The 25,428-nt window shown below is 68.3% G+C and carries 26 protein-coding genes and 2 pseudogenes; 24 read left to right on the top strand and 4 right to left on the bottom strand.

The window, feature by feature from the left end:
- Positions 1-12 precede the first annotated feature (12 nt).
- The 10 genes from IEV87_RS14465 to IEV87_RS14420 all read left to right on the top strand — a co-directional run bounded on the left by IEV87_RS14465 (position 13) and on the right by IEV87_RS14420 (position 10,356).
- Complete coding sequence (locus IEV87_RS14465) at positions 13-618, top strand: hypothetical protein (protein WP_188478505.1); 606 nt, start codon at positions 13-15, stop codon at positions 616-618.
- Positions 619-625: 7 nt separating this feature from the next.
- The gene (locus IEV87_RS14460) at positions 626-2,293 is read left to right on the top strand and encodes a DEAD/DEAH box helicase (protein ID WP_188478504.1); all 1,668 of its coding nucleotides are present in this window, start codon (positions 626-628) and stop codon (positions 2,291-2,293) included.
- A gap of 224 nt (positions 2,294-2,517) precedes the next feature.
- Complete coding sequence (locus IEV87_RS14455) at positions 2,518-2,718, top strand: DUF6511 domain-containing protein (protein ID WP_188478503.1); 201 nt, start codon at positions 2,518-2,520, stop codon at positions 2,716-2,718.
- Positions 2,718-3,476, top strand: a complete 759-nt coding sequence (locus IEV87_RS14450; RefSeq protein ID WP_188478502.1) for a PD-(D/E)XK nuclease family protein — start codon at positions 2,718-2,720, stop codon at positions 3,474-3,476. The genes IEV87_RS14455 and IEV87_RS14450 overlap by 1 nt, the downstream gene beginning before the upstream one ends.
- On the top strand, positions 3,473-5,764 hold the full coding sequence (locus tag IEV87_RS14445) for an AAA family ATPase (protein WP_188478501.1): 2,292 nt from the start codon (positions 3,473-3,475) through the stop codon (positions 5,762-5,764). Before IEV87_RS14450 ends, IEV87_RS14445 begins: the two co-directional genes overlap by 4 nt.
- A gap of 466 nt (positions 5,765-6,230) precedes the next feature.
- Positions 6,231-6,767: a crossover junction endodeoxyribonuclease RuvC gene (locus IEV87_RS14440; protein ID WP_373284059.1), complete on the top strand. Its 537-nt coding sequence runs from the start codon at positions 6,231-6,233 to the stop codon at positions 6,765-6,767.
- Positions 6,768-6,957: 190 nt separating this feature from the next.
- Positions 6,958-7,386: a DUF6362 family protein gene (locus IEV87_RS14435; protein ID WP_036719356.1), complete on the top strand. Its 429-nt coding sequence runs from the start codon at positions 6,958-6,960 to the stop codon at positions 7,384-7,386.
- A gap of 443 nt (positions 7,387-7,829) precedes the next feature.
- Complete coding sequence (locus IEV87_RS14430) at positions 7,830-9,146, top strand: site-specific DNA-methyltransferase (protein WP_188478500.1); 1,317 nt, start codon at positions 7,830-7,832, stop codon at positions 9,144-9,146.
- Complete coding sequence (locus IEV87_RS14425; RefSeq protein ID WP_188478499.1) at positions 9,146-10,135, top strand: DNA cytosine methyltransferase; 990 nt, start codon at positions 9,146-9,148, stop codon at positions 10,133-10,135. Before IEV87_RS14430 ends, IEV87_RS14425 begins: the two co-directional genes overlap by 1 nt.
- Positions 10,132-10,356 carry a DUF7220 family protein gene (locus tag IEV87_RS14420; protein ID WP_188478498.1) on the top strand — a complete coding sequence of 75 codons (225 nt, stop codon included), beginning with the start codon at positions 10,132-10,134 and terminating at the stop codon, positions 10,354-10,356. Before IEV87_RS14425 ends, IEV87_RS14420 begins: the two co-directional genes overlap by 4 nt.
- Before the next feature lie 62 nt (positions 10,357-10,418).
- Here the strand turns inward: IEV87_RS14420 and IEV87_RS14415 are convergent.
- Both IEV87_RS14415 and IEV87_RS14410 read right to left on the bottom strand, forming a co-directional pair.
- Positions 10,419-10,940 (bottom strand): annotated as a pseudogene (locus IEV87_RS14415) (DUF3489 domain-containing protein); the annotation flags it as partial.
- A gap of 100 nt (positions 10,941-11,040) precedes the next feature.
- Positions 11,041-11,307, bottom strand: a pseudogene (locus IEV87_RS14410) (hypothetical protein); the annotation flags it as partial.
- Positions 11,308-11,419: 112 nt separating this feature from the next.
- Here IEV87_RS14410 and IEV87_RS14405 point away from each other — a divergent pair.
- From IEV87_RS14405 to IEV87_RS14345, 13 genes are all read left to right on the top strand, one after another.
- Complete coding sequence (locus IEV87_RS14405; RefSeq protein ID WP_188478496.1) at positions 11,420-12,016, top strand: hypothetical protein; 597 nt, start codon at positions 11,420-11,422, stop codon at positions 12,014-12,016.
- The gene (locus IEV87_RS14400; protein ID WP_188478495.1) at positions 11,964-13,979 is read left to right on the top strand and encodes a phage terminase large subunit family protein; all 2,016 of its coding nucleotides are present in this window, start codon (positions 11,964-11,966) and stop codon (positions 13,977-13,979) included. Before IEV87_RS14405 ends, IEV87_RS14400 begins: the two co-directional genes overlap by 53 nt.
- Before the next feature lie 86 nt (positions 13,980-14,065).
- The gene (locus IEV87_RS14395; RefSeq protein WP_101498967.1) at positions 14,066-14,272 is read left to right on the top strand and encodes a phage head-tail joining protein; all 207 of its coding nucleotides are present in this window, start codon (positions 14,066-14,068) and stop codon (positions 14,270-14,272) included.
- Positions 14,272-15,801: a phage portal protein gene (locus IEV87_RS14390; protein WP_188478494.1), complete on the top strand. Its 1,530-nt coding sequence runs from the start codon at positions 14,272-14,274 to the stop codon at positions 15,799-15,801. Before IEV87_RS14395 ends, IEV87_RS14390 begins: the two co-directional genes overlap by 1 nt.
- A 1,137-nt stretch (positions 15,802-16,938) precedes the next feature.
- Positions 16,939-17,859, top strand: coding sequence for a phage major capsid protein (locus tag IEV87_RS22895; protein WP_229737644.1), 921 nt, complete (start codon positions 16,939-16,941; stop codon positions 17,857-17,859).
- Between the two features lie 77 nt (positions 17,860-17,936).
- Positions 17,937-18,272 carry a DUF2190 family protein gene (locus IEV87_RS14380; protein ID WP_188478493.1) on the top strand — a complete coding sequence of 112 codons (336 nt, stop codon included), beginning with the start codon at positions 17,937-17,939 and terminating at the stop codon, positions 18,270-18,272.
- Positions 18,272-18,583, top strand: a complete 312-nt coding sequence (locus IEV87_RS14375; protein WP_188478492.1) for a head-tail joining protein — start codon at positions 18,272-18,274, stop codon at positions 18,581-18,583. Before IEV87_RS14380 ends, IEV87_RS14375 begins: the two co-directional genes overlap by 1 nt.
- A gap of 5 nt (positions 18,584-18,588) precedes the next feature.
- Positions 18,589-19,215: a DUF6441 family protein gene (locus IEV87_RS14370; RefSeq protein ID WP_188478491.1), complete on the top strand. Its 627-nt coding sequence runs from the start codon at positions 18,589-18,591 to the stop codon at positions 19,213-19,215.
- Positions 19,216-19,303: 88 nt separating this feature from the next.
- Entirely contained in the window at positions 19,304-20,275 is a 972-nt protein-coding gene (locus tag IEV87_RS14365; protein WP_188478490.1) for a GIY-YIG nuclease family protein, read from the top strand.
- A gap of 10 nt (positions 20,276-20,285) precedes the next feature.
- On the top strand, positions 20,286-20,705 hold the full coding sequence (locus IEV87_RS14360; protein ID WP_188478489.1) for an acyl-CoA transferase: 420 nt from the start codon (positions 20,286-20,288) through the stop codon (positions 20,703-20,705).
- Between the two features lie 24 nt (positions 20,706-20,729).
- Positions 20,730-21,671 (top strand): phage tail tube protein, encoded by a 942-nt coding sequence (locus IEV87_RS14355; RefSeq protein ID WP_188478488.1) that lies wholly within the window; start codon positions 20,730-20,732, stop codon positions 21,669-21,671.
- A 2-nt stretch (positions 21,672-21,673) separates the two neighbouring features.
- Positions 21,674-22,111 carry a hypothetical protein gene (locus tag IEV87_RS14350; protein WP_188478487.1) on the top strand — a complete coding sequence of 146 codons (438 nt, stop codon included), beginning with the start codon at positions 21,674-21,676 and terminating at the stop codon, positions 22,109-22,111.
- 68 nt (positions 22,112-22,179) lie between these two features.
- Positions 22,180-22,353: a DUF7697 family protein gene (locus IEV87_RS14345; protein ID WP_229737643.1), complete on the top strand. Its 174-nt coding sequence runs from the start codon at positions 22,180-22,182 to the stop codon at positions 22,351-22,353.
- Here the strand turns inward: IEV87_RS14345 and IEV87_RS14340 are convergent.
- Both IEV87_RS14340 and IEV87_RS14335 read right to left on the bottom strand, forming a co-directional pair.
- A complete protein-coding gene (locus tag IEV87_RS14340; RefSeq protein ID WP_188478486.1) occupies positions 22,343-22,723 on the bottom strand; it encodes a type II toxin-antitoxin system VapC family toxin in 381 nt (126 codons plus the stop codon). The two genes, IEV87_RS14345 and IEV87_RS14340, sit on opposite strands and share 11 nt — an antisense overlap.
- Positions 22,723-22,935, bottom strand: coding sequence for an AbrB/MazE/SpoVT family DNA-binding domain-containing protein (locus IEV87_RS14335; RefSeq protein ID WP_036179405.1), 213 nt, complete (start codon positions 22,933-22,935; stop codon positions 22,723-22,725). The genes IEV87_RS14340 and IEV87_RS14335 overlap by 1 nt, the downstream gene beginning before the upstream one ends.
- 70 nt (positions 22,936-23,005) lie before the next feature.
- Between IEV87_RS14335 and IEV87_RS14330 the strand changes: the two genes are divergently transcribed.
- Positions 23,006-25,423: a phage tail tape measure C-terminal domain-containing protein gene (locus tag IEV87_RS14330; protein ID WP_188478485.1), complete on the top strand. Its 2,418-nt coding sequence runs from the start codon at positions 23,006-23,008 to the stop codon at positions 25,421-25,423.
- Positions 25,424-25,428 lie beyond the last annotated feature (5 nt).

The raw sequence follows: 25,428 nt of genomic DNA, 5'->3' as shown, positions 1-25,428 counted from the left end.
AGGACCCGAGCCATGTCCGGTCTCTGGAACGACTTCAACGATGCGCAGTCCAACACGAACCTCATCCCCAAGGGCACGCTGGCCAAGGTGCGGCTGACGATCCGCCCCGGCGGTTTCGACGACCCGTCGCAGGGCTGGACCGGGGGCTATGCCACCCGCGGCTCGACCGGCGCGGTGTATCTCAACGGCGAATTTACCGTGACCGAGGGCCAATACGCTCGGCGCAAGATTTTCACGCTGATCGGTCTCTACAGCCCCAAGGGTCCGGACTGGGCCAACATGGGCCGCAGCCTCGTGCGCGGCATGCTGAACTCGGCGCGCGGGATCTCGGACAAGGACCAGTCCCCGCAGGCGCAGGCGGCGCGGCGGATCGGGGGCTTCGCCGATCTCGACGGGATCGAGTTCATCGCCCGGATCGACGTCGGCAGCGACGCCATGGGCGAGGAGAAGAACGAGATCCGCGCCGCTGTTACCCCCGACCATCGCGACTATGCGCAGGTCATGGGTCTGGCGGCGCAGCACGGCTATCAGCCGCCCGCGCAGACAGCGCCCCAGCAGGCGCCGGTCCAGCAGCCCGCGGCTGCACCGGTGCCGGGCCGTCCCGCATGGGCGCAGTGAGGGCGCGATGCTCCTCCGCCCCCGCCAGAAACTCTTCGTGGAGCGCAGCCTCGCTGCGCTCTCGACCCGCGACAACACGCTGGGCGTGGCGCCCACAGGCGCGGGCAAGACGATCATGCTCTCGGCGGTCACCGGAAGGATGACCGGGGACAGCGCCAAGGCTTGCGTGCTCGCGCATCGTGACGAGCTGACCAGTCAGAACCGGGCGAAGTTCGCACGAGTGAATCCCGACACGGAGACCTCCGTCGTCGATGCCGCGACCAAGTCTTGGAACGGACAGGTCACCTTCGCCATGGCGCCGACGCTTTCGCGCGCCGCCAATCTGCAGGCCATGCCGAAGCTCGATCTGCTGGTGATCGACGAGGCGCATCACGCGGTGGCCGAGAGCTATCGTCGGATCATCGACCGGGTGCGCGACGCCAATCCCGACGCGCGCATCTTCGGCGTCACGGCGACGCCGAACCGGGGCGACAGGAAGGGGCTGCGCGAGGTCTTCGACAACGTCGCCGACCAGGTCCGGTTGGGCGAGCTGATCGCGTCCGGTCACCTCGTGCCGCCGCGCACCTTCGTGATCGATGTGGGCGTGCAGGACCAGCTGCGCGCCGTCCGCAAGACCGCCGACGATTACGACATGGGCGCGGTCGCAGCGATCATGAACCGCGCGCCCATCACCGAGGAAGTGGTGCGGCACTGGGAGGAAAAGGCGGGCGACCGCCAAACCGTGGTCTTCTGCTCGACGGTCGCGCACGCCATGGACGTGGCGACCGCCTTCAACGAGGCCGGAAACCCGGCCGCCGTCGTCCTTGGCGACATGGGCTCCGCAGAACGGAAGATGGTGCTGGAAGCGTACGCCTCCGGGGAAAGCCAGATCGTCGTCAATGTCGCAGTGCTGACCGAGGGCTGGGACCACCCGCCGACCTCCTGCGTCGTGCTGCTGCGACCGAGTTCCTACAAATCGACCATGATCCAGATGGTCGGGCGCGGTCTGCGCACCGTCGATCCGGCCGAGCATCCCGGCATCGTCAAGACCGACTGCATCGTGCTGGATTTCGGGATCTCGAGCCTGACGCATGGCACGCTGGAGCAGGACGTCGATCTCGATGGCCGCGATCCGGCACCGGGCGAAGCTCCCACAAAGACCTGTCCGGAATGCGAGGCGGAGATCCCGCTCGCGTCACGGCAGTGCCCGATCTGCGGATACGAGTTCCCCGGCGGGTCCGTGACAGCGCCGCTTGAGAGCGTCGTGATGTCCGAGATCGACCTGCTGAGGCGGTCGAGTTTCGTCTGGGAGGATCTCTTCGGCGACGATGCTGCGCTGATGGCCAGCGGCTTCAGCGCCTGGGGCGGCGTGTTCTTCCTCGAAGGCCGCTGGCATGCCGTGGGCGGCGCCAAGGGACAGCCGACCTGCCTTCTCGGCGTGGGGGATCGGACGGTCTGCCTCGCGCAGGCCGACGATTGGCTGAACGAACACGAGAGCGATGAGAGCGCCTTCAAGTCGAAGCGCTGGCTGACGCAGACGCCGACCGAGAAGCAGCTGCAATACCTCTCGCCCGCGCAGCGGCAGGATTACGGGCTGTCCCGCTACCGCGCCTCGGTGCTGATCACCTTCCAGTTCAACCGGCGCGACATCCGGCGTCTCGTCATGTCGGCCGCGCCCGAGCGGAGGGCGGCGTGAGCCATGTCGCGCAAATCCCATCCCCGTCCGCAGCGGCTGCGGATCGACCGGGCTTTGATTGCCTCTGGCATCCGCGCCCGGTGCTCTGCGCGGTCTGCTCTGCGCGCACCCGCGGCTTCGGCTGGTTCGATCCCCACCGGCCGCGGCCTCACCGAACCCGCCGCTGGTTCTGTTCCATGGGCTGCCAGGCGGCCTTCACCCGCAAAGCAAAGAGAGGACTGAGCATGGTCGATTTCACCGAAGAGGAAACCCAGGCGCTGCTCGCCGTCATGCACGCGCTCGCCCCCGAGATGGAGCGGATCGGCTGGGACCGGCCGCTGGGACAGCTGACGCAGAGCGACATGCATCGGCTGATCGTCACCGCCATCGAAGCCTTCCGCGCCGAGATGGCCGAGATCGCCAGCCAGTCGGAGATCCCGTTCTGATGCTAGACTACAACAAGCGCCCCGGCATCGCCGACCGGATTAATGCGGCCGTGGACGCCGCGCTCGAGGCTGAACGTGCTACCACGCCGCCGCGCGACTATCTCGGGGCGTCCCGGCTCGGCCATGCCTGCGAGCGCGCGCTGCAGTTCGAGTTCGCGGGTGCGCCGAAGGACGAGGGCCAGGACTTCTCCGGCCGCTCGCTCCGGATCTTCGCGATCGGTCATCAGCTCGAGGATCTTGCCATCCGCTGGCTGCGGGCGACCGGGATCGATCTGGTGACCCAGAAGCGCGACGGCGGCCAGTTCGGCTTCTCGGTCGCGGCCGGGCGCATCCGCGGTCATGTCGACGGGATCGTCGCCGAGGCCCCGGCGACGCTGGGGCTGCGCATCCCGGCGCTATGGGAATGCAAGACGATGAACGCGAAGAACTGGCGCGAGACGGTGGCCAAGGGCGTGACCGTCGCGAAGCCGGTCTATGCCGCGCAGATCGCGCTCTACCAAGCCTACATGGAAGCGACGGTGCCGGGCATCAGCGCGAACCCCGCACTCTTCACCGCGATTAACAAAGACACGGCCGAGCTACACCACGAGCTCGTGCCCTTCGATGCCGACCTCGCGCAGCGCATGTCCGACCGCGGCGTGCGGATCCTGCGGGCGACCGATGCCGGCGAGCTGCTCCCGCGCATCGCGGCCAATCGCGACTTCTTCGAATGCCGGTTCTGCCCGTGGGCCGAGCGCTGCTGGGGTCTGTCGGCATGAGCGACGACAACATCATCCACTTCAACCCCTGGCGCGATTTCAACGACGCGGCGCCCTTGGACGATCCCTTCGCCGTCGAACCGGATGCAGGCCAGATCGCTCGCTTCGTCGACGTGGTCTTCGGCTATTGCGAGGGCCTAATCCCGGTCCGCGGTTTCGTCGACAAGGGTCAGGGCAAGGAAGGGCGCCCGCACAACATCTGGATCGACGCGGACGCCACCGCGCCCGAGAAGCTCGCCACCTTCGCGGGCTGGGCCGCGCGCGAGGGCGCGGCAGTTTATGTCATCCCCGGCACGGTCGCGGAAACGGGTCAGGCCCGCGCCGCGGACGTCCTGCAGATGCAGAGCCTCGTGGTCGACCTCGACTCGGGCGACATCCCGGCCAAGCTCGATCACCTCGTCCACCACCTCGGGCGACCGACCCTGATCGTCGAGAGCGGCGGGCGCACGCCCGAGGGCGCGACCAAGCTCCATATCTGGTGGAAGCTGACCGAGCCCGCGGAGGGGGCCGATCTCGCCCGGCTCTGCCAGCTTCGCGGCGAGATCGCGCTGAAGGTGGGCGGCGACACGCATTTCCGCTCGGCCCACCAGCCGATCCGGGTGCCCGGCACCGTCTATCACAAGGGAGGGCTCACGCGGCTGGTGCAGATCCGCGAGGCGACCGAACTCGAGGTCGATCTCGCCGAGATGGCCGAGCGCGTCGCCGACATGCCGCCCATGCCCGGCGTCGGCATGGCGACGGCCGAGTCCCGCGAGAAACCCGCCATCGGCGACGTGCTGGTGACGCTGGTGCTTGAGGGCGGCACGGACGAGTGGTCCCGCTTCGAGGGCGCCTCTGCCGCCATCGGCTATTTCCTGCGGCTGGTCCACGAGGGCCGGATCTCGATGGACGAGGGCTGGACGGCGATCTGCGGCTACAACGCTGCGATGCTGCGCCCCGCCTGGCCGCTCGACCGGCTGAAGCGCGAGACGAACCGGCTGTGGGAGCTGCACATCAAACGGCACGGGCCGCCGCTGATCCGCCTCGACAGTGCGGCGCCCGCGCAAACTGACCTGCCCACCTTCACGCTGGGCGCGCTTCTCGACGACACGAGCCCGATGCCCGACGACATCATCGGCCCGCGCGTGTTGACGCCGGGCGGGCTTCTGGTGCTGGGCGGCGCGCCCAAGGTCGGCAAGAGCGACCTTCTGATCGCCTTGCTCGTGCACATGGCGGCGGGCGTGCCCTTCCTCGGCTTCACTCCGCCACGGCCGCTGCGGATCTTCTACCTGCAGGCCGAGATCCAGTACCACTACCTGCGCGAACGCATGCAGCAGATCGGCCTGCCGCCCGAGCTGATCGCGGCCGCGCGCGACAACCTGATCGTCACGCCGAAGCTGCGGATGCTGCTCGATGCCGAGGGCAGCGCGCGCGTGGCCGAGGCGATCAGGGCCGCGTTCCCCGACGCCCCACTCGACATCCTCTGCATCGACCCGATCCGGAACCTCTTCGACGGCGGGCCGGACGGCGGCGGCGAGAACGACAACGCCGCGATGATGTTCTTCCTGAAGGACCGGGTCGAGGTACTGCGCGACCACGTCAATCCCGACTGCGGCGTCATCCTGGTCCACCACACCAAGAAGCTCTCGAAGCACCAGGTGAAGGAAGATCAGTTCCTCGCCCTCTCGGGCGCCAGCGCGCTCAGGGGCTTCTACACCACCGGCCTGATCCTGCACCGGCCGGAGGAGGATTCGACCCAGCGCCGCCTCGAGATCGAGCTGCGCAATGGCCCCGCGCTGCCCGCCAAGCTCGTGGACAAGGTCAACGGCAAATGGGCCGAACTGAACCCCATGAACGAGCGTCTCGTGCGCCCTGAAGTCGGTGCGAAGCATGACGCCGAGCGCGATCGCAAGCGGGACGTGATCCTCTCGATCCTGATCGAGGAGGCGGCCGAGGGACGGCTCTACACCATCAACCAGTTCGCTGAGGCCTTCGAGAACAAGGGCGGTCTGGGCGGCAAGGACACGATCCGCGACCGGATCGCGGTGCAGGCCACCAAGGGCGCCATCAAGTTCATCCGCGACGTCGCCCCCTATGGGCTCGGGCCTTCGCGATCGCGCTTCGGATACCTCTGCGTCGAGGGAATGGTCATGCCCACGGACGGCGAAGATGTCGATCCGGCGACCGGCGAGGTCACAGCCGCCAGCATCGCGGTGCTGCCCACCCACTACAAATCGCCGCAGACCGGAGCGCTGCTCGAGGTCGAAAACCCTCAGGTCTGGGTCTACCCAGAGGGGGAACGGCCATGATCGCCCCCGCAGATCGCTTCGCGCAGAATTACGCAGGGGCCAGTTTGAACCAGATGCGGGGCCTTGCCGAAACTGCCCCGCCACCCTCACGCAGAAGCTCGCACGCGTCCGACCTGGCCAGTTTCGGCCCGCTTCCGAAACTGCCCCCGCAGGATTGCGCTGATGCCGCAACCGCTACGCTGCAACCAGTTTCGGGCGAGTCAGGCGAAAGCACCCTCCCGATACTGGAATTCCCTATTCCTATCAGTGTGTTGATGCAGTTTTCCAGTTTCGGGGGTGAAACCACCCCCTACGGGGGTGGGGGAGAACGCCGCAGGCGGGTTCTCCCACGCCCACCCCCAGGGGTTTGCGCGCGTGGCTCAACCCCGCCCAAAACACCCGATCCGACGACGGCGGCCCCGTACCGCCAAGCACCAGACCGCCGTCGTCTTCCACCCGAGCAGCCAACCAGAAGAGGAGACCACCCATGGCTGACATGACTCTCGCCACACACCGCCGCGAGGCAATCCCCGATCTGCCACCCGCCGTCCGGGCCAACCGCGCGATGCTGGCGCTCGACCTCGGCACCACCACGGGCTGGGCGCTGCATGGCATCGACGGGCTGATCACCTCCGGCACGGTGTCCTTCCGCCCGGGCCGCTTCGACGGTGGCGGCATGCGGTATCTCCGCTTCACCAACTGGCTGACCGAGATCGACCGGCTGTCCGGGCCCGTCGCCGCGATCTGGTTCGAGGAGGTCCGCCGTCACGCCGGCACCGACGCCGCCCATGTCTATGGTGGGCTGATGGCCACGCTGACCGCATGGGCCGAACTGCGCGGCATTCCCTACGAGGGCGTCCCGGTCGGCACGATCAAGCGCCATGCCACGGGCAAGGGCAACGCGCCCAAGGAGGCGATGATCGCCGCGGCCCGCGCCCGCGGCTTCAGCCCCGCCGACGACAACGAGGCCGACGCCATCGCGATCCTGCTCTGGGCGCTGGAGACCAAGGGGGGCCTGCAATGAGGCGGTTTCCCCGTGGCTATGGCGGCGAGCGCCGCAACCCCGAACAGGTCAAGCGCGACGGCTGGAAGGAGCAACGCGTGTTCGCAGTTTCCCTTGACGACCAGAGACTTACTTGGCCTGAGCGGGAGCTGGTGCGGCAACTCGGCGAGCGTCTCTACGGCGCGCGCCCAACACAACGAGAGGTGAGGAAATGACACATTGGACACCAGCCGACGTGGAGGCGCGGCTCTCCGAGGCGGGGATGATCCTGCGCCGTCTGCCGGAGCCCCGGCGCAACGGATACTTCAGCACATGGCCGGAGATCGTCCACGGTTTCGCCGACAAGGTGGGCCAGGAGCCGAAGCCCATGCGCGTCTCGCCCTCGCCGCGGGACATCGCGCGGATGGAGGAGACGCTGACCTGGACGAACTGCCTCGAGCCCATCGACGGCAAGATCGTCTGGATGAAGGCGCATGACGAGCGCTGGAAGAACATCTGCTGGCACGTCGGTCTCTGCCACGCCGCTGCGCATCAGCACTGGCGCTACGGGCTGTCGCTGATCGCGCTGAACCTCAACAGGCAGCCCTTCAACCGAAAACTGCCGATCCTCGAGATCATCAAGCTGGCGCGCAGCCTGTAGGAAAGTCTCGTGTAGAGGTTTTTCGCGCAGACAAAAACGCCTCTCCCGGGCTAGAAAGTGGATATACTCGGGAGAGGCGCGCGCGGCGCAGCCCCGAACGAAACCATCCTTTCGTTGGCGGGGCGCGCTAATAAAGGAAAGGCGCTGATCCTTTCCTTGCGGGCCGCTGTCCGCCCCCGCCCCCCCCTCAGACGACTTCGCGGTTCCTTCTGCGCGATATTCGTATGCTGGCGGGCGAAGCGCGGGACTTCGCCAGCGCCAGGGCCGGATTTTTGGGAAGCCAGCCAGAATCCGGATCCACTCGCCTCCCGTACTAACCCCAATGAACGCTGGCCCTTGGGCCGGATACCCCGGACGCCGCTGGACCCCGCATGGAGTCCAGCGCGGCATCCGGTGTCCGGAATCCGGCCAGCATCCACCAACACATCGGAAACCACCCGACCATGACGCTGAGCTTCGCCCCCGAGCGTATCGAGACGTGGCCGCTGTCGCGCCTCCAGCCCTACGCGAAGAACGCGAAGGCGCACGGGCCGGACCAGGTCGCGAAGATCGCGGCCAGCATGGCCGAGTTCGGCTGGACCGTGCCCTGCCTCGTCGGCGAGGACGGGGAGCTGATCGCCGGGCATGGGCGCGTGCTGGCCGCGGCGCAGCTCGGGCTGACCGAGGCGCCGGTCATCGTGCTCGGGCACCTGACCGAGGCGCAGCGGCGGGCGTACCGGATCGCGGACAACAAGCTGACGGAACTCGGCACCTGGGACGAGGCGCTGCTGTCGGCCGAACTGAACAATCTGCTTGCCGAAGACTTCGACCTGTCGCTGGTCGGGTTTTCCGATGGCGAACTGGACAAGCTGCTGGCCTACGTCGCGGAAGACGACGGTGAAGAAGGTGGCGCCGGGGGCTCCGTGCCGCCGGTGACCATCCCCGAACCGCCCCGCAATCCGGCGTCGCGCACCGGCGATCTGTGGATCCTCGGTGACCATCGCCTGCTCTGCGGCGACAGCACCAGCGCTGCCGATGTGCGCCGCCTGATGAATGGCGAGCGTGCGATCCTGTTCGCGACCGATCCGCCGTATCTCGTCGACTACGACGGCTCCAACCACCCGACGCGAAACAAGGACTGGTCGGCATCGTACGGCACCACCTGGGACGACAGTTCGCAGGGGGCCGAGCTGTACGACGGCTTCATCGCCGCGGCAGTCGCCGAGGCGATCACCGAGGATGCGGCCTGGTACTGCTGGCACGCTTCCCGCCGACAGGCGATGCTGGAAGCCTGCTGGGAAAAGGCGGGCGCCTTCGTCCATCAGCAGATCATCTGGGTGAAGGACCGGGGCGTCCTGACCCGATCGCACTACCTCTGGAAGCACGAACCCTGCTTCATGGGCTGGCGCCGCCCGAACCGCCCGCCGAAGGTGGCCGAGCAGACGCTGCCCTCGACCTGGGAGATGTCGTCCTTCGCCAAGGACGAGCGGCCCGACCACCCGACGCCGAAGCCGCTCGACGCGTTTGGCATCCCGATGCGCCAGCATGTGGTGCGGGGCGGCCTCTGCTACGAGCCGTTCTCCGGCTCGGGTTCTCAGATCATGGCGGGCGAGGCCAATGGCCGCCGCGTCTTCGCGATGGAGATCAGCCCAGCCTACATCGATGTCGCCGTGGAGCGCTGGCAGGCCGAGACCGGCAAGGACGCAATCCTCGACGGCGACGGCCGGACCTTCGCTCAGGTGAAGGCGGAGCGGCTGGGCGACAAGGCCGATTCCGCCTGATGGCCGTCTACTACAACGATGCCGACCCCGCGGCCTGTGCATGGCTGCGGGAGTTGATCGCGGCCCGGCTGCTGCCAGATGGCGATGTGGACGAGCGTTCCATCCTCGACGTCGAGCCCGCCGACCTGCGCGGCTTCGCGCAATGCCATTTCTTCGCCGGAATCGGCGGCTGGCCCTACGCACTGCGCCTCGCGGGCGTGGCCGAGAGCCTGCCGGTTTGGACCGGCTCGCCGCCCTGCCAGCCCTTCAGCCAGGCCGGGCAGCGCAAGGGACAGGACGATGACCGCCATCTCGCCCCGGCATTCCTGCGGCTCGTCGCAGCCTGCCGCCCGGAGCTCGTCTTCGGCGAGCAGGTCGCGAGCGCGGCAGTGCTCGGACCGGTTGGCAGAAAGTCTCGCGCGGCAGTTGAGGGCCCGACTGGCTGGGCGTGGTTCGACGCTCTGGCGGCTGACCTGGAAGCGGCATCTTACGCCGTCGCGGCGGCCGATCTGCCGGCTGCGGGCATCGGCGCGCCGCACATCCGCCAGCGCCTGTTCTTCGGCGCCGTCGCCTTGGACGCAGTCACTCGCGGGTTGGGCGACGGCCTCGGCGAGGGATCACAAGGACGGATCGGAATGCCGGTCGGTGCCGATCAATGCGCTGCTCGGCCGACAGGTCTGGCTGGCGGGTTGGCCGACGGCGATGGCGGGCTCGCCCGCCACGAAGCGATACAATGCGGCCGGCAACACCGATGCGAGCCGCAGGACGGTGAAGCTGGTGGACTGGTCGATGGCGCCGACCCTGCCGGGGCCAAGGCGACGGACGGCGTCTGGCGAGATCCGGACTGGCTCCTCTGCCGCGATGACCGCTGGCGGCCCGTTGAGCCCGGAACATTCCCGCTGGCTGATGGGATATCCGGTCGCATGGGGCTGCTGCGGGGCTACGGCAATGCGATCGTTCCGCCGCTCGCGGCGGAGTTCGTGACGGCCTTCATGGAGAGCCTGCGATGAAGCAGAGCCGGACCATGTCGATGGTCGAGGCCGCGGCAAACGTTGTCGTCGGCTACGTTCTGGCCATCGCCACGCAGATCGTCGTATTCCCGTGGTTCGGGATCGAGACGGGGCTCCCGGAGCATCTGACGATCGGCCTCGCCTTCGTCGGTGTCTCGCTGGTGCGCGGCTACCTGCTGAGGCGGCTGTTCGAGGCGATCCGGATGCGGAGCGCAGAATGAAGAACCGCCGCCCGGCGTTGGGCGGCGGTACATGTTCGTTTCGCTGCAGAGCGTAAGTCACGGATGGCGTAGACATGCCCCCTTCCGTCGACCTTCTCGGAGGTGATCGTCAGGCCCAGCTTCTTCTTCAGCGCGCCAGCAAGCGCGCCTCTCACCGTGTGCGGTCTCCAGTCCAAGGCCGCGACGATCTCCTCGATGGTCGCGCCGTCCGGCGCGCGCAGCATGGCGATCAGCGTGGCCTGTTTCGTGCCCTCGCGCGGTGTGCGCGTCTTGGGCGCAGCCTTCGGTTCGGTGGGGGTGTCCGGCGCGGGCTTCGCGTCCTCGGGCTCGATGCCGATGGCGGCGAGGCCTGCGTCTGTGGCGACCAGCGTGACGCCGTGGCCGTCGCCGGTCTCGCGCCAGACGGGTTCGCCCTTGCGCAGGTCGGCGTCGACCTCTTCGAGGTAGCCCTTGGCGAGCATCGCGCCGACCACCTTGGCAGCGGCGCCGCCGCGCAGGCTCTCGGGCAGCGGCAGGGCGATGCGGTCCTCGCGCTGTGCGGCGGCGCTGAGGATGATGGCTTGGGTGTCAGAAAGCTTGGTCATGGGGTCGTCTCCGTATTCGGGCCCGCGACACGCGGCGCCTTCTACGACCCCAAGCCGCGCAGGGCACGCGGCGGGAGTTCCGGCAGTGCCGGAGATCAGCGGCGTGCTCGCCCTCGCCGAAGGCGCTGTCGGTGATGCGCTTCAGGAGGCTGGCGTAGTGTTCGAGGGTGCCGACCATCGCCCAGCCCGCCTCGTCGGGGTGGCAGTTGAAATGGTCGTCGCTGAGCGCCTGCAGGCGGGCGAGCATCTCGTCGATCTCCGCCTTCTTGCCGATGAAGGCGCTCAGCGCGGCTTCCTTGTTGCGCCGTGCCTTCTCGGCGCGGAGTTCGTGGCGCGGGGTGGTGATCGGGTTCAGGCGGGTGGTCATCGCGGTGGCTCCATGGTGAGTTGCGTTGTCCTTGTAGGATCGACGTTCGCTCTGTCGTGGAGGCTTATCAACTCGATAAGCGCCTGACTTTGAATGACAATCGGAGCTGGCGATGCAGGGCATGAGCGAGCGCCAGTACGCCGCCCATGTCGGGCTGTCGCGGGGCTCGATCCAGAAGGCGAAGACGGCCGAGCGGCTCGTCCTCTATCCCGACGGCAGCATCAACGCGGCCGCCAGCGACGCGCGGCGCGCCGAGACGACCGACCCGTCCAAGACCCGCAAGCCGCCCGCGCCTAAGCTGAAGCCTGTTCCCGGAGCGGCGGTGGCCGCCGTCGGCGACACGCTGCGCGAACAGGGGCTGGCAGTTCCCGCCGTCGGCGGCGGCACGACCTTCCTGCAGGCGAAGACGGGGAACGAGGTGCTGAAGGCGCAGGAGCGGCGCATCCGGCTCCAGAAGCTGAAGGGAGAGCTGATCGAACGGGCCCGCGCGCTGGCGCTGGTGTTCCGCCTGGCGCGGGAGGAACGGGACACATGGGTGACCTGGCCTGCACGCGCGGCGGCGCTGATGGCGGCCGAGCTCTCGGCCTCGTGCCGCGACGCGACGGGCCAGCAGATCTCCGTGGAGCCAGCCGCGATGCAGAAGGTGCTGGAGAAACATGTACGCGCCCACCTCGACGAACTCGCCGAGGTCCGGCCCGACTTCCGATGAGCGTGGCGATGATCTTGGTGGCCTGACGGACTTCGACGGCGCGGGCGAGATCCTGCGCGCCTGGGGCAACGGGCTGCGGCCCGACCCGGACCTGACCGTCTCGGAATGGGCGGACCGGCACCGGATGCTCTCGGGCCGCGCCTCGGCCGAACCGGGGCGATACCGCACAGTGCGGACGCCCTACATGCGCGAGATCATGGACCGGCTGTCGCCGGGCGATCCCACGCAAAGGGTCGTGTTCATGAAGGCGGCGCAGGTCGGCGCGACGGAAGCCGGCAATAACTGGATCGGGTTCGCCATCCACCAGGCGCCGGGGCCGATGCTGGCGGTCCAGCCGACGGTGGAGCTGGCCAAGCGCAACTCGCGACAGCGGATCGATCCGCTGATCGACGAGAGCCCCGAGCTGCGGGACCGCGTCAAACCGGCCCGCTCGCGGGACGCGGGCAACACGATGCTGTCGAAGGAGTTCGCGGGCGGCATTCTGATCATGACGGGCGCTAACTCGGCGGTCGGGCTGCGCTCGACCCCGGCGCGATACATCTTCCTCGACGAAGTCGATGCCTATCCGGCCTCGGCCGACGAGGAAGGCGACCCGCTCACGCTTGCCGAGGCCCGGTCGCTGACCTTCGCCCACCGTCGCAAGGTGCTGCTGGTCTCGACGCCCACCATCCGGGGGCTGTCGCGCATCGAGCGGGAATACGATGCCAGCGACCAGCGGCGGTTCTTCGTGCCGTGCCCGCATTGCGGCGCGATGCAGTGGCTGAAGTTCGACCGGCTGCGCTGGCAGAAGGGCCGCCCGGAGACGGCGGAGTATCACTGCGAGGGCTGCGAGACGCCCATCGCGGAACACCACAAGACGGCGATGCTGGAGGGGGGTGAGTGGCGGCCGACCACCACGGCCGCCGATCCGACCACGGTCGGGTATCACCTCTCGGCGCTCTATTCGCCGATCGGTTGGCTGAGCTGGGAGCGGATCGTGCGGGCATGGGACGCGGCTCAGGGGTCCGACGAGGCGATCAAGGCGTTCCGCAACACGATCCTCGGCGAGACATGGGTCGAGACCGGGGAAGCGCCCGACTGGCAGCGGCTCTACGACCGGCGCGAGCGCTGGACGTCCGGCACGGTGCCAGCGGGCGGGTTGTTCCTGACCGCCGGGGCCGACGTCCAGAAGGACCGCATCGAGGTTGATGTCTGGGCGTGGGGGCGCGGACTTGAGTCGTGGCTCGTCGATCACGTCGTGATCGAGGGCGGCCCGGATCGGCATGACGCCTGGTCGGAACTGACGGCGTTGCTGGATCGAAGCTGGCCGCACGAACGCGGCGCGCATCTCAGGATCGCGCGGCTGGCCATCGACACCGGCTACGAGGCCCCGGCGGTCTATTCCTGGTCGCGGGCGCAAGGCTTCGCGCAGGTGTCGCCGGTCAAGGGTGTCGAGGGGTTCAACCGCGCGAGCCCGGTGGCGGGGCCGACGTTTGTCGATGCGACCGAGGGAGGCAAACGTCTGCGGCGCGGGGCCCGACTCTGGACCGTGGCGGTCTCGACCTTCAAGGCCGAGACCTACCGCTTCCTGCGGCTGGCACGCCCGACCGAGGAGGACATGGCCGACGGGGCGGCGTTCCCGCCCGGCTCGGTACATCTGCCACACTGGGTCGAGAACGAATGGCTGAAGCAGTTCGTGGCCGAGCAGCTGGTGACGGTCCGCACCAAGCGCGGCTTCGCCCGGCTGGAATGGCAGAAGCTGCGCGAGCGCAACGAGGCGCTGGACTGCCGGGTCTATGCCCGCGCCGCCGCCTGGATCGCGGGCGCGGATCGCTGGCCGGACGAGAAATGGCGCGACCTCGAGGATCAGCTCGGGGCCGCCCCCACCGACACCGATTCCGCCGGGCAGATCAACCGGCCGGGACAGGCCCCGCAGGGCAAGCGCCGCTCCGACTGGCTCGGGCGCCGCGGAGGATGGTTCTGACATGGTGAGGACCGGTCCGCGCAGCGAATGCGAAGCTCCAGTGGAGCGTCGCAAGGGAACGAACGCACTGAGCGGGAGCGAAGGGCATGAACTGGACGGAAACCGAGCTCTCGGCGCTGCGCCGGGCCTATGCCAGCGGCACGACGCGGGTGAGCTATGACGGCAAGTCGGTCGACTACGGCTCGGCCGAGGACCTGCTGGCGCGCATCCGCACCATCGAGCGCGCCATCGCGGGCACGACGCGGCCATTGCCGGTGGCAGGGCTTGCGGGCTTCTCGCGCGGGGACCGGTGATGTCGGCGACCTGGTTCGATCACGCCATCGCATCGGTGGCCCCGCGCATGGCGGCGCGTCGCGTGATGGCCCGTCAGGCCTTCGAGACCCTGACGCGGGGCTACGACGGCGCCGCGCGCGGAAGGCGGACCGAGGGCTGGCGCGCGCCGGGATCCTCGGCCGACACTGAAATCGGCGTGGCCGGGGCGCTCTTGCGTGATCGGATGCGCGATCTGGTGCGCAACAACCCGCATGCGGCCAAGGCCGTGGCGGTGCTGGTGAATAACATCATCGGCGCAGGCATCATGCCCCGCGCCGCGAGCGGCGACGACGCGCTGGATAGGAAGGTCGACGCGCTCTTCGAACGCTGGACGGCGGACTGCGACGCCGATGGCCAGCTCGACTTCTACGGTCTGCAGACGTTGATCTGCCGCGAGATGGTGGAGGCTGGCGAGGTGCTGGTGCGCCGCCGTCTGCGGCGATCCTCGGATGGTCTGCCGGTGCCGCTGCAATTGCAGGTGCTGGAGGCCGACTTCCTCGACGCCACGAAATCCGGCGCCCTCGGCGCGGGACGGCTGGTGCAGGGGATCGAGTTCGACCCGGTCGGCAAGCGCCGGACCTACTGGCTCCATGCCGAGCACCCGGGCGATGCCTATGGCGCCTTGCAGAACGGACTGCAGAGCCGCCCGGTGCCAGCGACCGAGATCGCTCATGTCTATGAAAAGCAGCGCACGCAGGCGCGCGGCGTTCCCTGGGGCGCGCCGGTGATCCGATCCTTGCGCGATCTCGACGACTACGAGGTGGCGGAACTGGTCCGCAAGAAGACCGAGGCCTGCGTGACCGCCATCGTCTTCGGCGACGACGAGGCGCAGCAGGGCATCGCTCCCTCCGTGGTGGACGCGGATGGCAACCGGGTCGAGCAGTTCGAGCCGGGGCTGATCGCCTATGCCCGTGGCGGCAAGGACATCCGCTTCAACCAGCCCTCGGCCACCGGCGGCTACGGCGAATACAAGCGGGCCAGCCTGCACACGATCTCGGCTGGGTTCCGCGTGCCTTACGAGCTGCTGACCGGCGATCTCAGCCAGGTGAACTATTCCTCGATCCGGGCGGGGCTCGTGGAGTTCCGCCGCCAGATCGACGCCGTTCAATGGCAGCTGTTCATCCCGATGTTTTGCGCGCCGGTCTGGCGCTGGTTCACCGAGGCCGCATGGGCGGCGGGGCAGATCCCGTCGCCGACCGTGCCGGTCGAGTGGTCGCCTCCGAAGTTCGAGGCGGTCGATCCGCAGAAGGATGCGATGGCGAACCTGCTGTCGATCCGCTCCGGCACCATGACGCTGGCCGAGGTGATCGCCCGGCAGGGACGCAACCCCGACGCGGTGCTGGCCGAGATCGCCGCGACCAACGCCAAGCTCGACGCGCTCGGCCTTGTGCTCGACAGCGACCCGCGGCGCGTCACCAAGTCCGGCAGCGCACAGAGCAGCGATCCGGCGGCCGACGACCCCACCGCCGACGCGGATATCGATCCGGCACAGGCCGACCAACAGGACTGACCTTCATGGACACGATGATCGAACTGCCGGCCATGCGCCGGTCGGCGGAGCTTGCGCCGAACACCGCCGATGCCGACAGCCGCACCGTAGAGGTGGTCTGGTCGGCCGGGGCCCGCGTCCGCCGCGCCACCTTCTTCGGCGAGCCCTACGATGAGGAACTGAGCCTCGACCCGGCCCATGTCCGGCTCGACCGGCTGAACGCGGGCGCGCCGTTCCTGAAGGTGCACGAGCTCGACACGCTCGACGCGGTGATCGGCTCTGTCGTCCCCGGTTCCGCCCGGATCGAGAACGGCCGCGGCATCGCGCTGGTGCGGATCAGCGAGCGTGCCGATGTCGAGCCGATCTGGCGCGACATCCAGGCCGGGCACATCCGCGCGGTCTCGATCGGCTACCAGGTCCACCGCTTCGAGGTCTCGAAACCCGAGGCCGCGCGCGAACTCTGGCGCGCGGTGGACTGGACGCCGTTCGAGGTCTCCGCCGTCGCGGTCGGCGCCGACCCCGCCGCGGGCTTCCGCGCCCAGCATCCCCTTCACGACTGCGTCCTCCACCGCCGGGACGCCCCCACACCGCAAGGAGCATCCCCGATGACGGACAAGACCGAAACCCCGGCGAGCGACGCCGCAACCCCAGCCACCCACCAGCCGACCGAGCCGGTCGAAACCGACGACACCCCCATGACTGAGCCGAAAGCGGCTGCGCCCGACCCGAAGGTCGCCGCGGTGGAAACCCGCACCCAGCCGAAGCTTCAGAAAACCGATGCCCCTGCTGCGCCCGACAGCGAAGCGGTCGCCACCCGCGCCCGCGAGGCCGAGCGCGACCGCGTCTCCACCATCTACGATCTGGCGGGCCGCCTGAACCTCGAGCGTGGCTTCGCCGAGGATCTGGTCAAGCGCGGCGTCAGCGTGGACGAGTCCCGCCGCCTGATCCTCGACCAGGTCGCCGCGAAGTCGGACGAGACCCGCACCTTCGGCCATGTCTCTGTCCCGCTCGGCGGCCGGGACGAGCGCATCACCCGCCGCGATGCGGTCGCGAATGCGCTGCTGCACCGCTACAGCCCGACGCTGTTCCAACTGGAAGACGCCGCGCGCCAGTATCGCGGCATGACGCTGCTGGAACTGGCCCGCGAAAGCCTCGGCAATGCCGGGGTCAACACGCGGGGTCTGTCGCGCGACGCGGGCCCTGCACTCGACCTCGGACTTCCCCGAGATCCTGTCGGCCGTGACCAACAAGACCCTTCGGCAGGCCTACGAGGCCTATCCCCGCACCTTCATGCTGTTCTGCCGCCAGGTGCTCGCCACCGACTTCAAGGCCATGCATCGGGTCCAGCTCGGCGAAGCGCCGCAGCTGCTGGAGGTCGGCGAGAGCGGCGAGTTCAAGCGCGGCACGCTCGGCGAGAGCAAGGAGAGCTACAAGGTCAAGACCTATGGCCGGGTGGTCGCCATCACCCGCCAGACCCTGATCAACGACGATCTCGACGCCTTCACCCGGATCCCGGCGATGTATGGCAACTCCATCGCTCAGCTCGAGTCGGACGTCGTCTGGGGCATCATCACCGCCAACCCGGCGATGGCCGACGGCAACGCGCTCTTCCACACCACGCACAAGAACCTCGCGGGAACCGGCGCGGCGCTCGATGTCGACAGCGTCGGTGCGGCGCGAGCGGCGATGGCCAAACAGACCGGTCTCGACAAGAAGACGGTGCTGAACGTCCGACCCGCCTTCCTGATCGTCCCCGCCTCGCTGGAGCTGAAGGCCGAGCAGCTGGTCGCCCAGAACCTGGTGCCCGCCGCGACCTCCAGCGTGGTGCCGCAGTCGATCCGCACGCTCGCGCCGATCAGCGAGCCCCGGCTCGACGCCGCCAGCGAAACCGCCTGGTATCTGGCGGCAAGCCCGAACCAGATCGACACCATCGAATACGCCTATCTCGAGGGTCAGCAGGGCGCCTACATCGAGACCCGCAACGGCTTCGACGTCGACGGGGTCGAGATCAAGTGCCGCCTCGACTTCGGCGCCAAGGCCATCGACTGGCGCGGCCTCTACAAGAACCCGGGCGCGTAACCTGCACCCCATGCTGAACCCTGACACGCGGGCGGTCCTGACGGGCCGCCCTTGGTCTTTCCACAAGGATCCCCATCATGAAAAACTACGTCCAGCCTGGCAACACCATCACCCTGAACGCGCCCTATGCCGTCGCCTCCGGCGATGGCCTGCTCGTCGGCTCCATCTTCGGCATTGCGGCTGGCGCCGCCGCCCTTGCCGAGCCCGTCGAGGCAGCGCTCGTCGGCGTCTTCGACATCACCAAGGTCGGCTCGCAGGCCTGGACCGTCGGCGCCAAGGTCTATTGGGACGACACCAACAAGCGCTGCACCACGGTCGCGACCGACAACACGCTCATCGGCGTGGCCGTCGAGGCGGTGGCGAGCGGCGCGGGCGACACCATTGGCCAGGTCCGCCTGAACGCGGCCTTCTGATGAGCGCCTTCGTCGCCGCAGTCGGCGCACTCTTCGCCGATCCCAACATCGGCCGGGACGCGGTCTACATCGCCGACGGCGGCGCGCCCGTGCTGATGCGCGTCGTCGCCCGGCGTGCCGATGCGGTCACCGACTTCGGCGATGCGCGGCTCTGGTCCGAGACCACCCGGATCGACCTGCGTGTCGCCGAGGTGGCGAACCCGCGTCCCGGCGACCGCATCGAGATCGACGGTGACGCCTTCCTCATCCAGGGCGAGCCCGTCCGCGACCGCGAGCGGCTGGTCTGGACCGTCGACCTGCGCCCGGCGTGACCGCGATGAAGCTCAAGCTCAACATCGATCCCGACATCGTCGCGATGATGGCGGCCGAGGTCGCGGCGGGCGAGCGCGCCGTGACCGCCGCCATGCGCGAGGCTGGAACCGGGTTGAAGTCGGCCTGGCGGTTGCAGATCACCGGCGCGGGGCTCGGCACACGGCTGGCCAACTCGATCCGGAGCCAGAACTTCCCGAGGTCGGGCGAAAGCCTCGATGCGGCCGCGCTGGTCTGGTCGAAGGCCCCTGTCATCGTCGGCGCGCACGACACCGGCCCGCTGATCCGCTCGAAAGCTGGCTTCTGGCTGGCGATCCCGCTGCCCGCCGCAGGCAAATCCCTGCGCGGCGGCCGAATCACGCCCGGCGAATGGGAGCGACGTCGCGGGCTGCGCCTGCGCTTCGTCTATCGCCGCACCGGTCCGAGCCTGCTGGTGGCGGAGGGGCGGCTGAACACGAAGGGTCAGGCGGTGGTGTCGCGCTCGAAGACAGGGCGCGGCAAGGTCACCGCGCCGATTTTCCTGCTGGTGCCGCAGGTCAAGCTGCCGAAGCGGCTGGACCTGGCACGGGATGCCGACCGTGCGTTGGACAGCGTGCCGGGACTGATCGTGGCGAACTGGGTGGAAGCGAGATAGTCAGCGCCCAAACCAACATCGACGCGAAGCCCGCGATCCGATATGCCCTTGAGATAGATTGGGATATTGGCTTCGGTGGAGACGAGAAATGGGATTGGATGCAGGGTCTTCGGTCTGGCTGACTGGCTTTTGGGGCTTCGCGCCCGAAGAGGAAGGAATTCTCGGCTTTACTGATCCAAAGGACCGAGACCGTTTGTTCTCAATGATCGACGAACGCCAACTGGTCTGCATCTATGGCGCGGCGAGCCCTGAGACCGATAGCAAGATCGTTCACCATCTGCTGGGTGTGCTGGAGGTGGAGAGAACCGCAATCGATTCTTGGGACAAGATGTCCGAAGCGGCGAAGGAACGAAACATCCGTCTCGGGCGCCAGGACAAGTGGCGGAATGCCATGCCGGTGCGACGCGCCTGGCGGACATCACACACACTCGACGTCAAACAGGTCTTCCCAAAGAGTTATGACCCGAGCAATGGCCGGTACATTGCTCGTTTCGGAACTTGGCTGGTTCCGGAAGAAGCTCGCTGGCTTATGGAAAAGGTTCCGTTCGTTGAAACCAGTGTCTATGGCGAGCCGCCTCTCCAAGTTGCCGAAGATGAAGCCCCGGTGGGTTCCATTGCCTCGTTCCTGAAGCCTTCGAAGGGCATCTTTGGGGCTTTTGGTGACCGGTCTTATGAAACACAGGATAAGCCGCATGAATTGTATTTGGCACGCTTTCCCGATGGGGCTGACCTTCTGGCGGGACGACCAGTTCCCAGAGGCGTAGGCTTGGTAAAGATCGGGATAAGCGGAAACATCAAGAACCGCCTAAAGGCTTTGAATCTCAGTTTTCCCCAGACATCGACCATTGGGTGGAAGATTATCCGAACCGCCAAATTTCCAAGTCGGGCAACCGCAGGTGATGCCGAAACCGCCTTCAAATCGCGCGCGATTGAGGAGTTTGGTGCGACATCGTTGGGCAAGGAGTTCTTCGTAATGGACCTGAATAAGGCGGAATCCCTGTTCAATTCCTTGTCGCCCGCTTCCGGTCTTGATCTTCGGGTTGCGACAAAACGGACATAGCGAGGCATCAATGCCCACCCCACGCGAAATCATCCTCGCCGCGCTGCACGCACGGCTCTCGGCGCTGCCCGCGACCGCCCTGCGCGGCGAGGTGCTGCCCGAGCGCGTGCCTGCCGAGGGGCTGCTGATCCTGCGCGACGGCGAGCCGGGAGAGCCTGAGGTCACGCTGTCGCCCCTGCGCTATCACTACCAGCACCGCGCCGAGATAGAGGCGGTCGTGCAGAGCGCAACTCGAGACGCCGCATTCGACACGCTGACCGCCAGCATCGGCGCGGTGCTCGCCGCCGACCGCACGCTGGGCGGGCTCTGCGACTGGGTCGAGGCGGAAGCGCCGCGCCCGGTTGATCTGCCGGTCGAGGGCGCGGCGAGCCTGAAGGTCGCAGTGATCCCGGTGCTGCTGCACTATTCCACGGCCGATCCGCTCGGCTGATCCCGACAACCCGAGGAGAACACCATGGCACGAGCCCAGGGGGCGCGGGCGCTGATGGCGCTTGCGTTCGAGACGACCTATGGAACGCCGCCCGTGGGCGGCTTCACCCGTATGCCCTTCGCCAGCACCTCGCTTGGCGCGGAGCAGCCGCTCCTCAACTCCGAGCTGCTCGGTTACGGCCGCGATCCACTGGCGCCGATCAAGGACGCGGTGACGGCCGATGGCGATGTCGTCGTGCCGCTCGACGCCGAGGCCCTCGGCTTCTGGCTGAAGGCGGCGTTCGGGACACCTACGACCACTGGCGCGGAAGCTCCCTACACCCACGAGTTCCAGTCGGGATCCTGGACGCTGCCCGGCATGTCGATCGAGACCGGCATGCCGGAGGTCCCGCGCTACGCGATGTATTCCGGATGCGTACTCGACCAGATCACCTGGCAGATGCAGCGCTCTGGGCTCTTGACCGCCACGGCGCGGCTGGTGGCGCAAGGCGAGACGTTCGGGACGACCACGAGCGCCGGGACGCCCGCCGCGCTGGAGCTGAAGCGCTTCGGCCATTTCAACGGGGCGATCACGCGCAACGGGTCCGCCCTCGGCAACGTGGTCTCGGCCGAGATCACCTATGCCAACAACCTCGACCGGATCGAGACCATCCGCTCGGACGGGCGCATCGACGGGGCGGACCCGTCCATCGCGGCGCTGACCGGCCGGATTGAGGTGCGGTTCGCCGACCAGACGCTGGTGACGCAGGCCATCAACGGCGAGGCCTGCGAGATGGAATTCGCCTACGTCCTGCCGTCCGGCGAGAGCTTCACCTTCACGGTGCACGCCGTCTACCTGCCGCGCCCACGGATCGAGATTTCCGGGCCGCAGGGCGTGCAGGCGACCTTCGACTGGCAGGCGGCGCGCGACAGCGTGGTCGGCCGGATGTGCACCGCAACCCTGATCAACGACATCGAGGTGTATTGAGGATGCTGACGCTCGATCTGACGAACGCGCCACGCTGGCATGACCTCGCGCCCGGCGTCCGGGTGCAGCTGCGCCCGCTCACCACGGCGCTGATGGTGGCGACGCGCAGCGACCCCGTAGTGGAGGCGGTGCCCGAGATGGCTTCAGACGAGGAGCGCGCCGTCGCCTTCGCCAAGGCGCTGGCGCGCCGCGCGGTGCTCGCCTGGGAGGGCATCGGGGATGCTGATGGCAACGTAATCGAGCCGAACCCTGAAGCCATCGACGCGCTCTTGGACATCTGGCCGATCTTCGAGGCGTTCCAGTTGACCTACGTCTCGAAAGGCCTGCTCCTGGAACAGGAAAAAAACGCCTCCGCGCTCTCGCCGAATGGTCCTTCGGCGGGGGCGAGCGCTACTGCCAAGCCTGCACGCAAGCCTGCCCGGACTGCCCGGCGCGGCTGAACCGTCCGGAAACTCCGGAGGGTTGGCAGGTCTGGGACCTGGTCAGCCGCCTTGGCGGCCAGCTCCGCGTGCTGCCCGGCGCGGTGATCGGCTGGGACATGTCGGCGGCGCTGGCGCTCGGCGACGCGCTCGGCGTGCCGCCGCTCGCCATGGCCGAACTGCTGCCCGTCATCGAGGCGGTGATGGTGCGGAAGCTGAACGAGGAGCTGGCGGCAAATGGCGCCCCGGGTTTCAGGCCTTGATCTTCTCGATCAGGGTGACGCCGGGCAGCCCCTGGAAATGTGCGTCGCAGGTCAGCAGCGTCGCGCCCTGTGCGCGGGCGGTTGCGAAGATGATCGCGTCGGCAGTAGCGAGCTTGTGCTCCCGGCACGCCTCCGCCGCTGCCAGCGCGATCTCGGTGTCGAACGGCACCACATGGCAGACCTGCGTGAAGGCGATGACCTGATCGGCTTTGTCCTCGCCGACCTCTCGCGTGAGCCATTTCGCCAACTCGAGCTGGACCATGGTCGGTACGAGCCACTCGGCCTGTTCGGGCAGATGTTCAGACAGCTTCTCGCCGGTCGGCGAGCCGATGAGCCACTCGATCCACGCCGACGTGTCGACGAGGATCATCAGAACCGATCCGTCCGGTCGCGATAATCGGTGGCGGACGCGCCGCGCGCGAGCCCCTTCAGCGCCTCCCGCTTGGGCACCGGCACTAGCAGGACGCCCGTGCCTTTCGGGATGAAGGCAAAGGTCAGCCCGGCCTCCCAGTGCTGGGCGGCCCGGATCGCCTTGGGAATCGAGATCTGGAACTTCGAGGACAGGGTCGCGGTCTCGGCCATGGTCATACCTTCACTTGATCGATGGCATAAACGTAAGACGCTTATACGGCGAAAGCAAGGAGTCTGACCGATGGCCGAGAAACGCGTCAGCGTCCGCCTCGCGGCCGTGGGCGGACGGCAGGTGCGCGCGGAGCTGGAAGGTGTCGGTGAGGCCGGGTCGCGTGGCTTCGGGCGGCTCAGCCGGGAGATGGAGGCGGCCAACGCTCGGCTCGCGGCCTTCTCGCGGCGGGTCCGGGTCGCGGCGGCAGCCGCAGTGGCGGCTACTGCCGCCGCAGGCGTGGCGATGATCCGCTCCGGGCTGCAGACGGTCGATGCGCAGGCCAAGCTCGCTCAGTCGCTCGGCACTACCGTCGCCTCGATCCAGACGCTGGAGCGCGCGGGCGAGCTGGCGGGCGTGTCGATGTCCGGCATCGAGCAGGCGACGAAGGACCTGACGCGCCGTCTCAGCCAGGCGGCTGCCGGGACAGGCCCGGCTGCCGATGCGCTCGACCGGCTCGGGCTTTCGGCCAACGATCTAATCGCGCTGCCGCTGGATCAGCGTGTGGGCGCGATCAACGCGGCGATCGAGAACTTCGTGCCCGCCGCCGAGCGCGCGGCCGTCGCGGGCCAGCTCTTCGGCGAGGAAGGCTCCATCGCCATGAGCCGGATCGACACCGCGACGCTGCGCCAAGCGACCGAGGACGTCCTCGCCTTCGGTGTCGTCGTCTCCGAGCAGGATGCCGACCAGATCGAGCGCACGAACGACGCCATCTCCCGGCTTGGGCTGATCTGGCGCGGGCTGGCGAACCAGCTGGCGGTCGCTGCGGCCCCTGCACTGGAAGCCGTCGCCAACGCCATGGCGGCAGTCGCCAGCCGCACCGGGCCACTCGGTATCGCGATCCGCGGTCTCTTCGACAACATCGGCCGCCTGACCACCTATGTCGTGACCTTCGCGACCTTCCTCGCGGGTCGCTGGGTCGCCGGAATGGCCGCCGCCGCGCTTTCGGTCCGTGGCCTCGCCACGGCACTGGTCGTCCTGCGCGGCGCGCTGATCCGCACCGGCATCGGCGCGCTGATCGTCGGTGCGGGCGAGCTCGTCTACCAGTTCACACGCCTCGTCTCCGGCGCGGGCGGTTTCGGCGAGGCGATGTCGCTCCTGAAAGATGTCGCCGTCGAGGTCTGGGAGCGGATCCGCATGGGCGCCGCTGCGGCCGGGGTCGCGGCCACGGCGATGTTCTTCGACCTGAAGGCCGACGCCGCCTCGGGCATGCAGAGCGCCATCGAGAGCGTGGTGGGTTTTGGCAACACCGCCGCGAACACGTTCGAAGGGGCCTACGAGGCGATCAAGGCGATCTGGGGCCTACTGCCCGCCGCCATCGGCGATCTGGCGTTCCAGGCCGCGAACAGCCTGGTCGACGGGGTCGAGGCGATGCTGAACGGCGTGGTTTCGCGCATCAACGGCTTTATCGGCGGCATCAACGCTGGCCTCGAAGCGCTCGGGTCGGAACGCCGCATCTCGCTGGTGCCCGACCTCGACCTCGGCGAGATCGAGAACCGCTTTGAGGGCGCGGCGACGGCCGCGACCACCGCAGCACAGGCGGCCTTCGATCGGGCCTTCGATGACAATCCGCTCACCGCGCCCGATCTCGGCCTGACCGAGGCGGCAAACCGCGCGCTCGAGTCAGCGAACCTTTATCGCGGCGCGGCCCGTGATCTGGCCGAGGGGGCACGTGCGCCCCTCGAAAGCTGGCAGGCCCTGCGCGATGCCGTTCGGGGCACCGATGAGGACGGAGCCGATGCGCTGACCGAGGCCACCGGCGCGGCGGAGCGGCTGGAGACGGCGCTCGACGATGCTGGGCGCGCCGCAACAGGTGCAGGCGCGGCGGCCGGAGCTGCCGCCGCTGCAGCGGAGCCCGCGACCGAGGCTGCCGTCACCGGCTGGCAGGCGGTCACGGCGGCGCTTTCGGACTACGCCAGCAAGGTCCGCGAGATCGGCGGCGATATCGGCCAGAGCCTCGTCGGGGCTTTTCAGTCGGCCGAGAACGCCGTTGGCCAGTTCGTGCGGACCGGCAAGCTGAACTTCCGCGACCTGGTCACGTCGCTCCTGGCCGATCTCGCGCAGCTGGCGGCGCGGCGGTTCATCCTCGGGCCGATCGCCAATGCGCTCTCGGGCGTGTTCTCCGGCGCGGGCGGAATCTTCGCCAACGTCCTTCATGCCGGCGGGATGGTGGGGTCCGCGGGGCCCTCGCGCATGGTCCCGGCGATGGCCTTCGCCGCTGCGCCCCGGATGCATGGCGGTGGCATGGCCGGACTTCGCCACGATGAAGTCCCGGCGATCCTCCAGCGGGGCGAGCGGGTGCTGTCGCGGCGCGAGGCGCAGAGCTACGGCGCGGGAGGCGGGGTCAACGTCACCATCATGGCCCGCGACGCCGAAAGTTTCCGGCAGTCGCGCACGCAGGTCGCAGCCGACATCGCCCGCGCGGTCTCGCTTGGACGCAGGGGGCTCTGAGCGCC

Source organism: Primorskyibacter flagellatus (genome assembly GCF_014638275.1).
Classification (GTDB): Bacteria; Pseudomonadota; Alphaproteobacteria; order Rhodobacterales; family Rhodobacteraceae; genus Pseudooceanicola; species Pseudooceanicola flagellatus_A.
Note: the sequence above shows the minus strand (reverse complement) of the source record. Positions and strands in the feature narration are given on the sequence as shown.

What these genes read in the sequence shown, in the direction of transcription:
- IEV87_RS14465 (WP_188478505.1), top strand. Translation starts at nt 13, where the DNA reads ATGTCCGGTCTCTGGAACGACTTCAACGATGCGCAGTCCAACACGAAC.
- IEV87_RS14460 (WP_188478504.1), top strand. Translation starts at nt 626, where the DNA reads ATGCTCCTCCGCCCCCGCCAGAAACTCTTCGTGGAGCGCAGCCTCGCT.
- IEV87_RS14455 (WP_188478503.1), top strand. Translation starts at nt 2,518, where the DNA reads ATGGTCGATTTCACCGAAGAGGAAACCCAGGCGCTGCTCGCCGTCATG.
- IEV87_RS14450 (WP_188478502.1), top strand. Translation starts at nt 2,718, where the DNA reads ATGCTAGACTACAACAAGCGCCCCGGCATCGCCGACCGGATTAATGCG.
- IEV87_RS14445 (WP_188478501.1), top strand. Translation starts at nt 3,473, where the DNA reads ATGAGCGACGACAACATCATCCACTTCAACCCCTGGCGCGATTTCAAC.
- IEV87_RS14440 (WP_373284059.1), top strand. Translation starts at nt 6,231, where the DNA reads ATGGCTGACATGACTCTCGCCACACACCGCCGCGAGGCAATCCCCGAT.
- IEV87_RS14435 (WP_036719356.1), top strand. Translation starts at nt 6,958, where the DNA reads ATGACACATTGGACACCAGCCGACGTGGAGGCGCGGCTCTCCGAGGCG.
- IEV87_RS14430 (WP_188478500.1), top strand. Translation starts at nt 7,830, where the DNA reads ATGACGCTGAGCTTCGCCCCCGAGCGTATCGAGACGTGGCCGCTGTCG.
- IEV87_RS14425 (WP_188478499.1), top strand. Translation starts at nt 9,146, where the DNA reads ATGGCCGTCTACTACAACGATGCCGACCCCGCGGCCTGTGCATGGCTG.
- IEV87_RS14420 (WP_188478498.1), top strand. Translation starts at nt 10,132, where the DNA reads ATGAAGCAGAGCCGGACCATGTCGATGGTCGAGGCCGCGGCAAACGTT.
- IEV87_RS14405 (WP_188478496.1), top strand. Translation starts at nt 11,420, where the DNA reads ATGCAGGGCATGAGCGAGCGCCAGTACGCCGCCCATGTCGGGCTGTCG.
- IEV87_RS14400 (WP_188478495.1), top strand. Translation starts at nt 11,964, where the DNA reads ATGTACGCGCCCACCTCGACGAACTCGCCGAGGTCCGGCCCGACTTCC.
- IEV87_RS14395 (WP_101498967.1), top strand. Translation starts at nt 14,066, where the DNA reads ATGAACTGGACGGAAACCGAGCTCTCGGCGCTGCGCCGGGCCTATGCC.
- IEV87_RS14390 (WP_188478494.1), top strand. Translation starts at nt 14,272, where the DNA reads ATGTCGGCGACCTGGTTCGATCACGCCATCGCATCGGTGGCCCCGCGC.
- IEV87_RS22895 (WP_229737644.1), top strand. Translation starts at nt 16,939, where the DNA reads ATGCCGGGGTCAACACGCGGGGTCTGTCGCGCGACGCGGGCCCTGCAC.
- IEV87_RS14380 (WP_188478493.1), top strand. Translation starts at nt 17,937, where the DNA reads ATGAAAAACTACGTCCAGCCTGGCAACACCATCACCCTGAACGCGCCC.
- IEV87_RS14375 (WP_188478492.1), top strand. Translation starts at nt 18,272, where the DNA reads ATGAGCGCCTTCGTCGCCGCAGTCGGCGCACTCTTCGCCGATCCCAAC.
- IEV87_RS14370 (WP_188478491.1), top strand. Translation starts at nt 18,589, where the DNA reads ATGAAGCTCAAGCTCAACATCGATCCCGACATCGTCGCGATGATGGCG.
- IEV87_RS14365 (WP_188478490.1), top strand. Translation starts at nt 19,304, where the DNA reads ATGGGATTGGATGCAGGGTCTTCGGTCTGGCTGACTGGCTTTTGGGGC.
- IEV87_RS14360 (WP_188478489.1), top strand. Translation starts at nt 20,286, where the DNA reads ATGCCCACCCCACGCGAAATCATCCTCGCCGCGCTGCACGCACGGCTC.
- IEV87_RS14355 (WP_188478488.1), top strand. Translation starts at nt 20,730, where the DNA reads ATGGCACGAGCCCAGGGGGCGCGGGCGCTGATGGCGCTTGCGTTCGAG.
- IEV87_RS14350 (WP_188478487.1), top strand. Translation starts at nt 21,674, where the DNA reads ATGCTGACGCTCGATCTGACGAACGCGCCACGCTGGCATGACCTCGCG.
- IEV87_RS14340 (WP_188478486.1), bottom strand. Translation starts at nt 22,723, where the DNA reads ATGATCCTCGTCGACACGTCGGCGTGGATCGAGTGGCTCATCGGCTCG.
- IEV87_RS14335 (WP_036179405.1), bottom strand. Translation starts at nt 22,935, where the DNA reads ATGGCCGAGACCGCGACCCTGTCCTCGAAGTTCCAGATCTCGATTCCC.
- IEV87_RS14330 (WP_188478485.1), top strand. Translation starts at nt 23,006, where the DNA reads ATGGCCGAGAAACGCGTCAGCGTCCGCCTCGCGGCCGTGGGCGGACGG.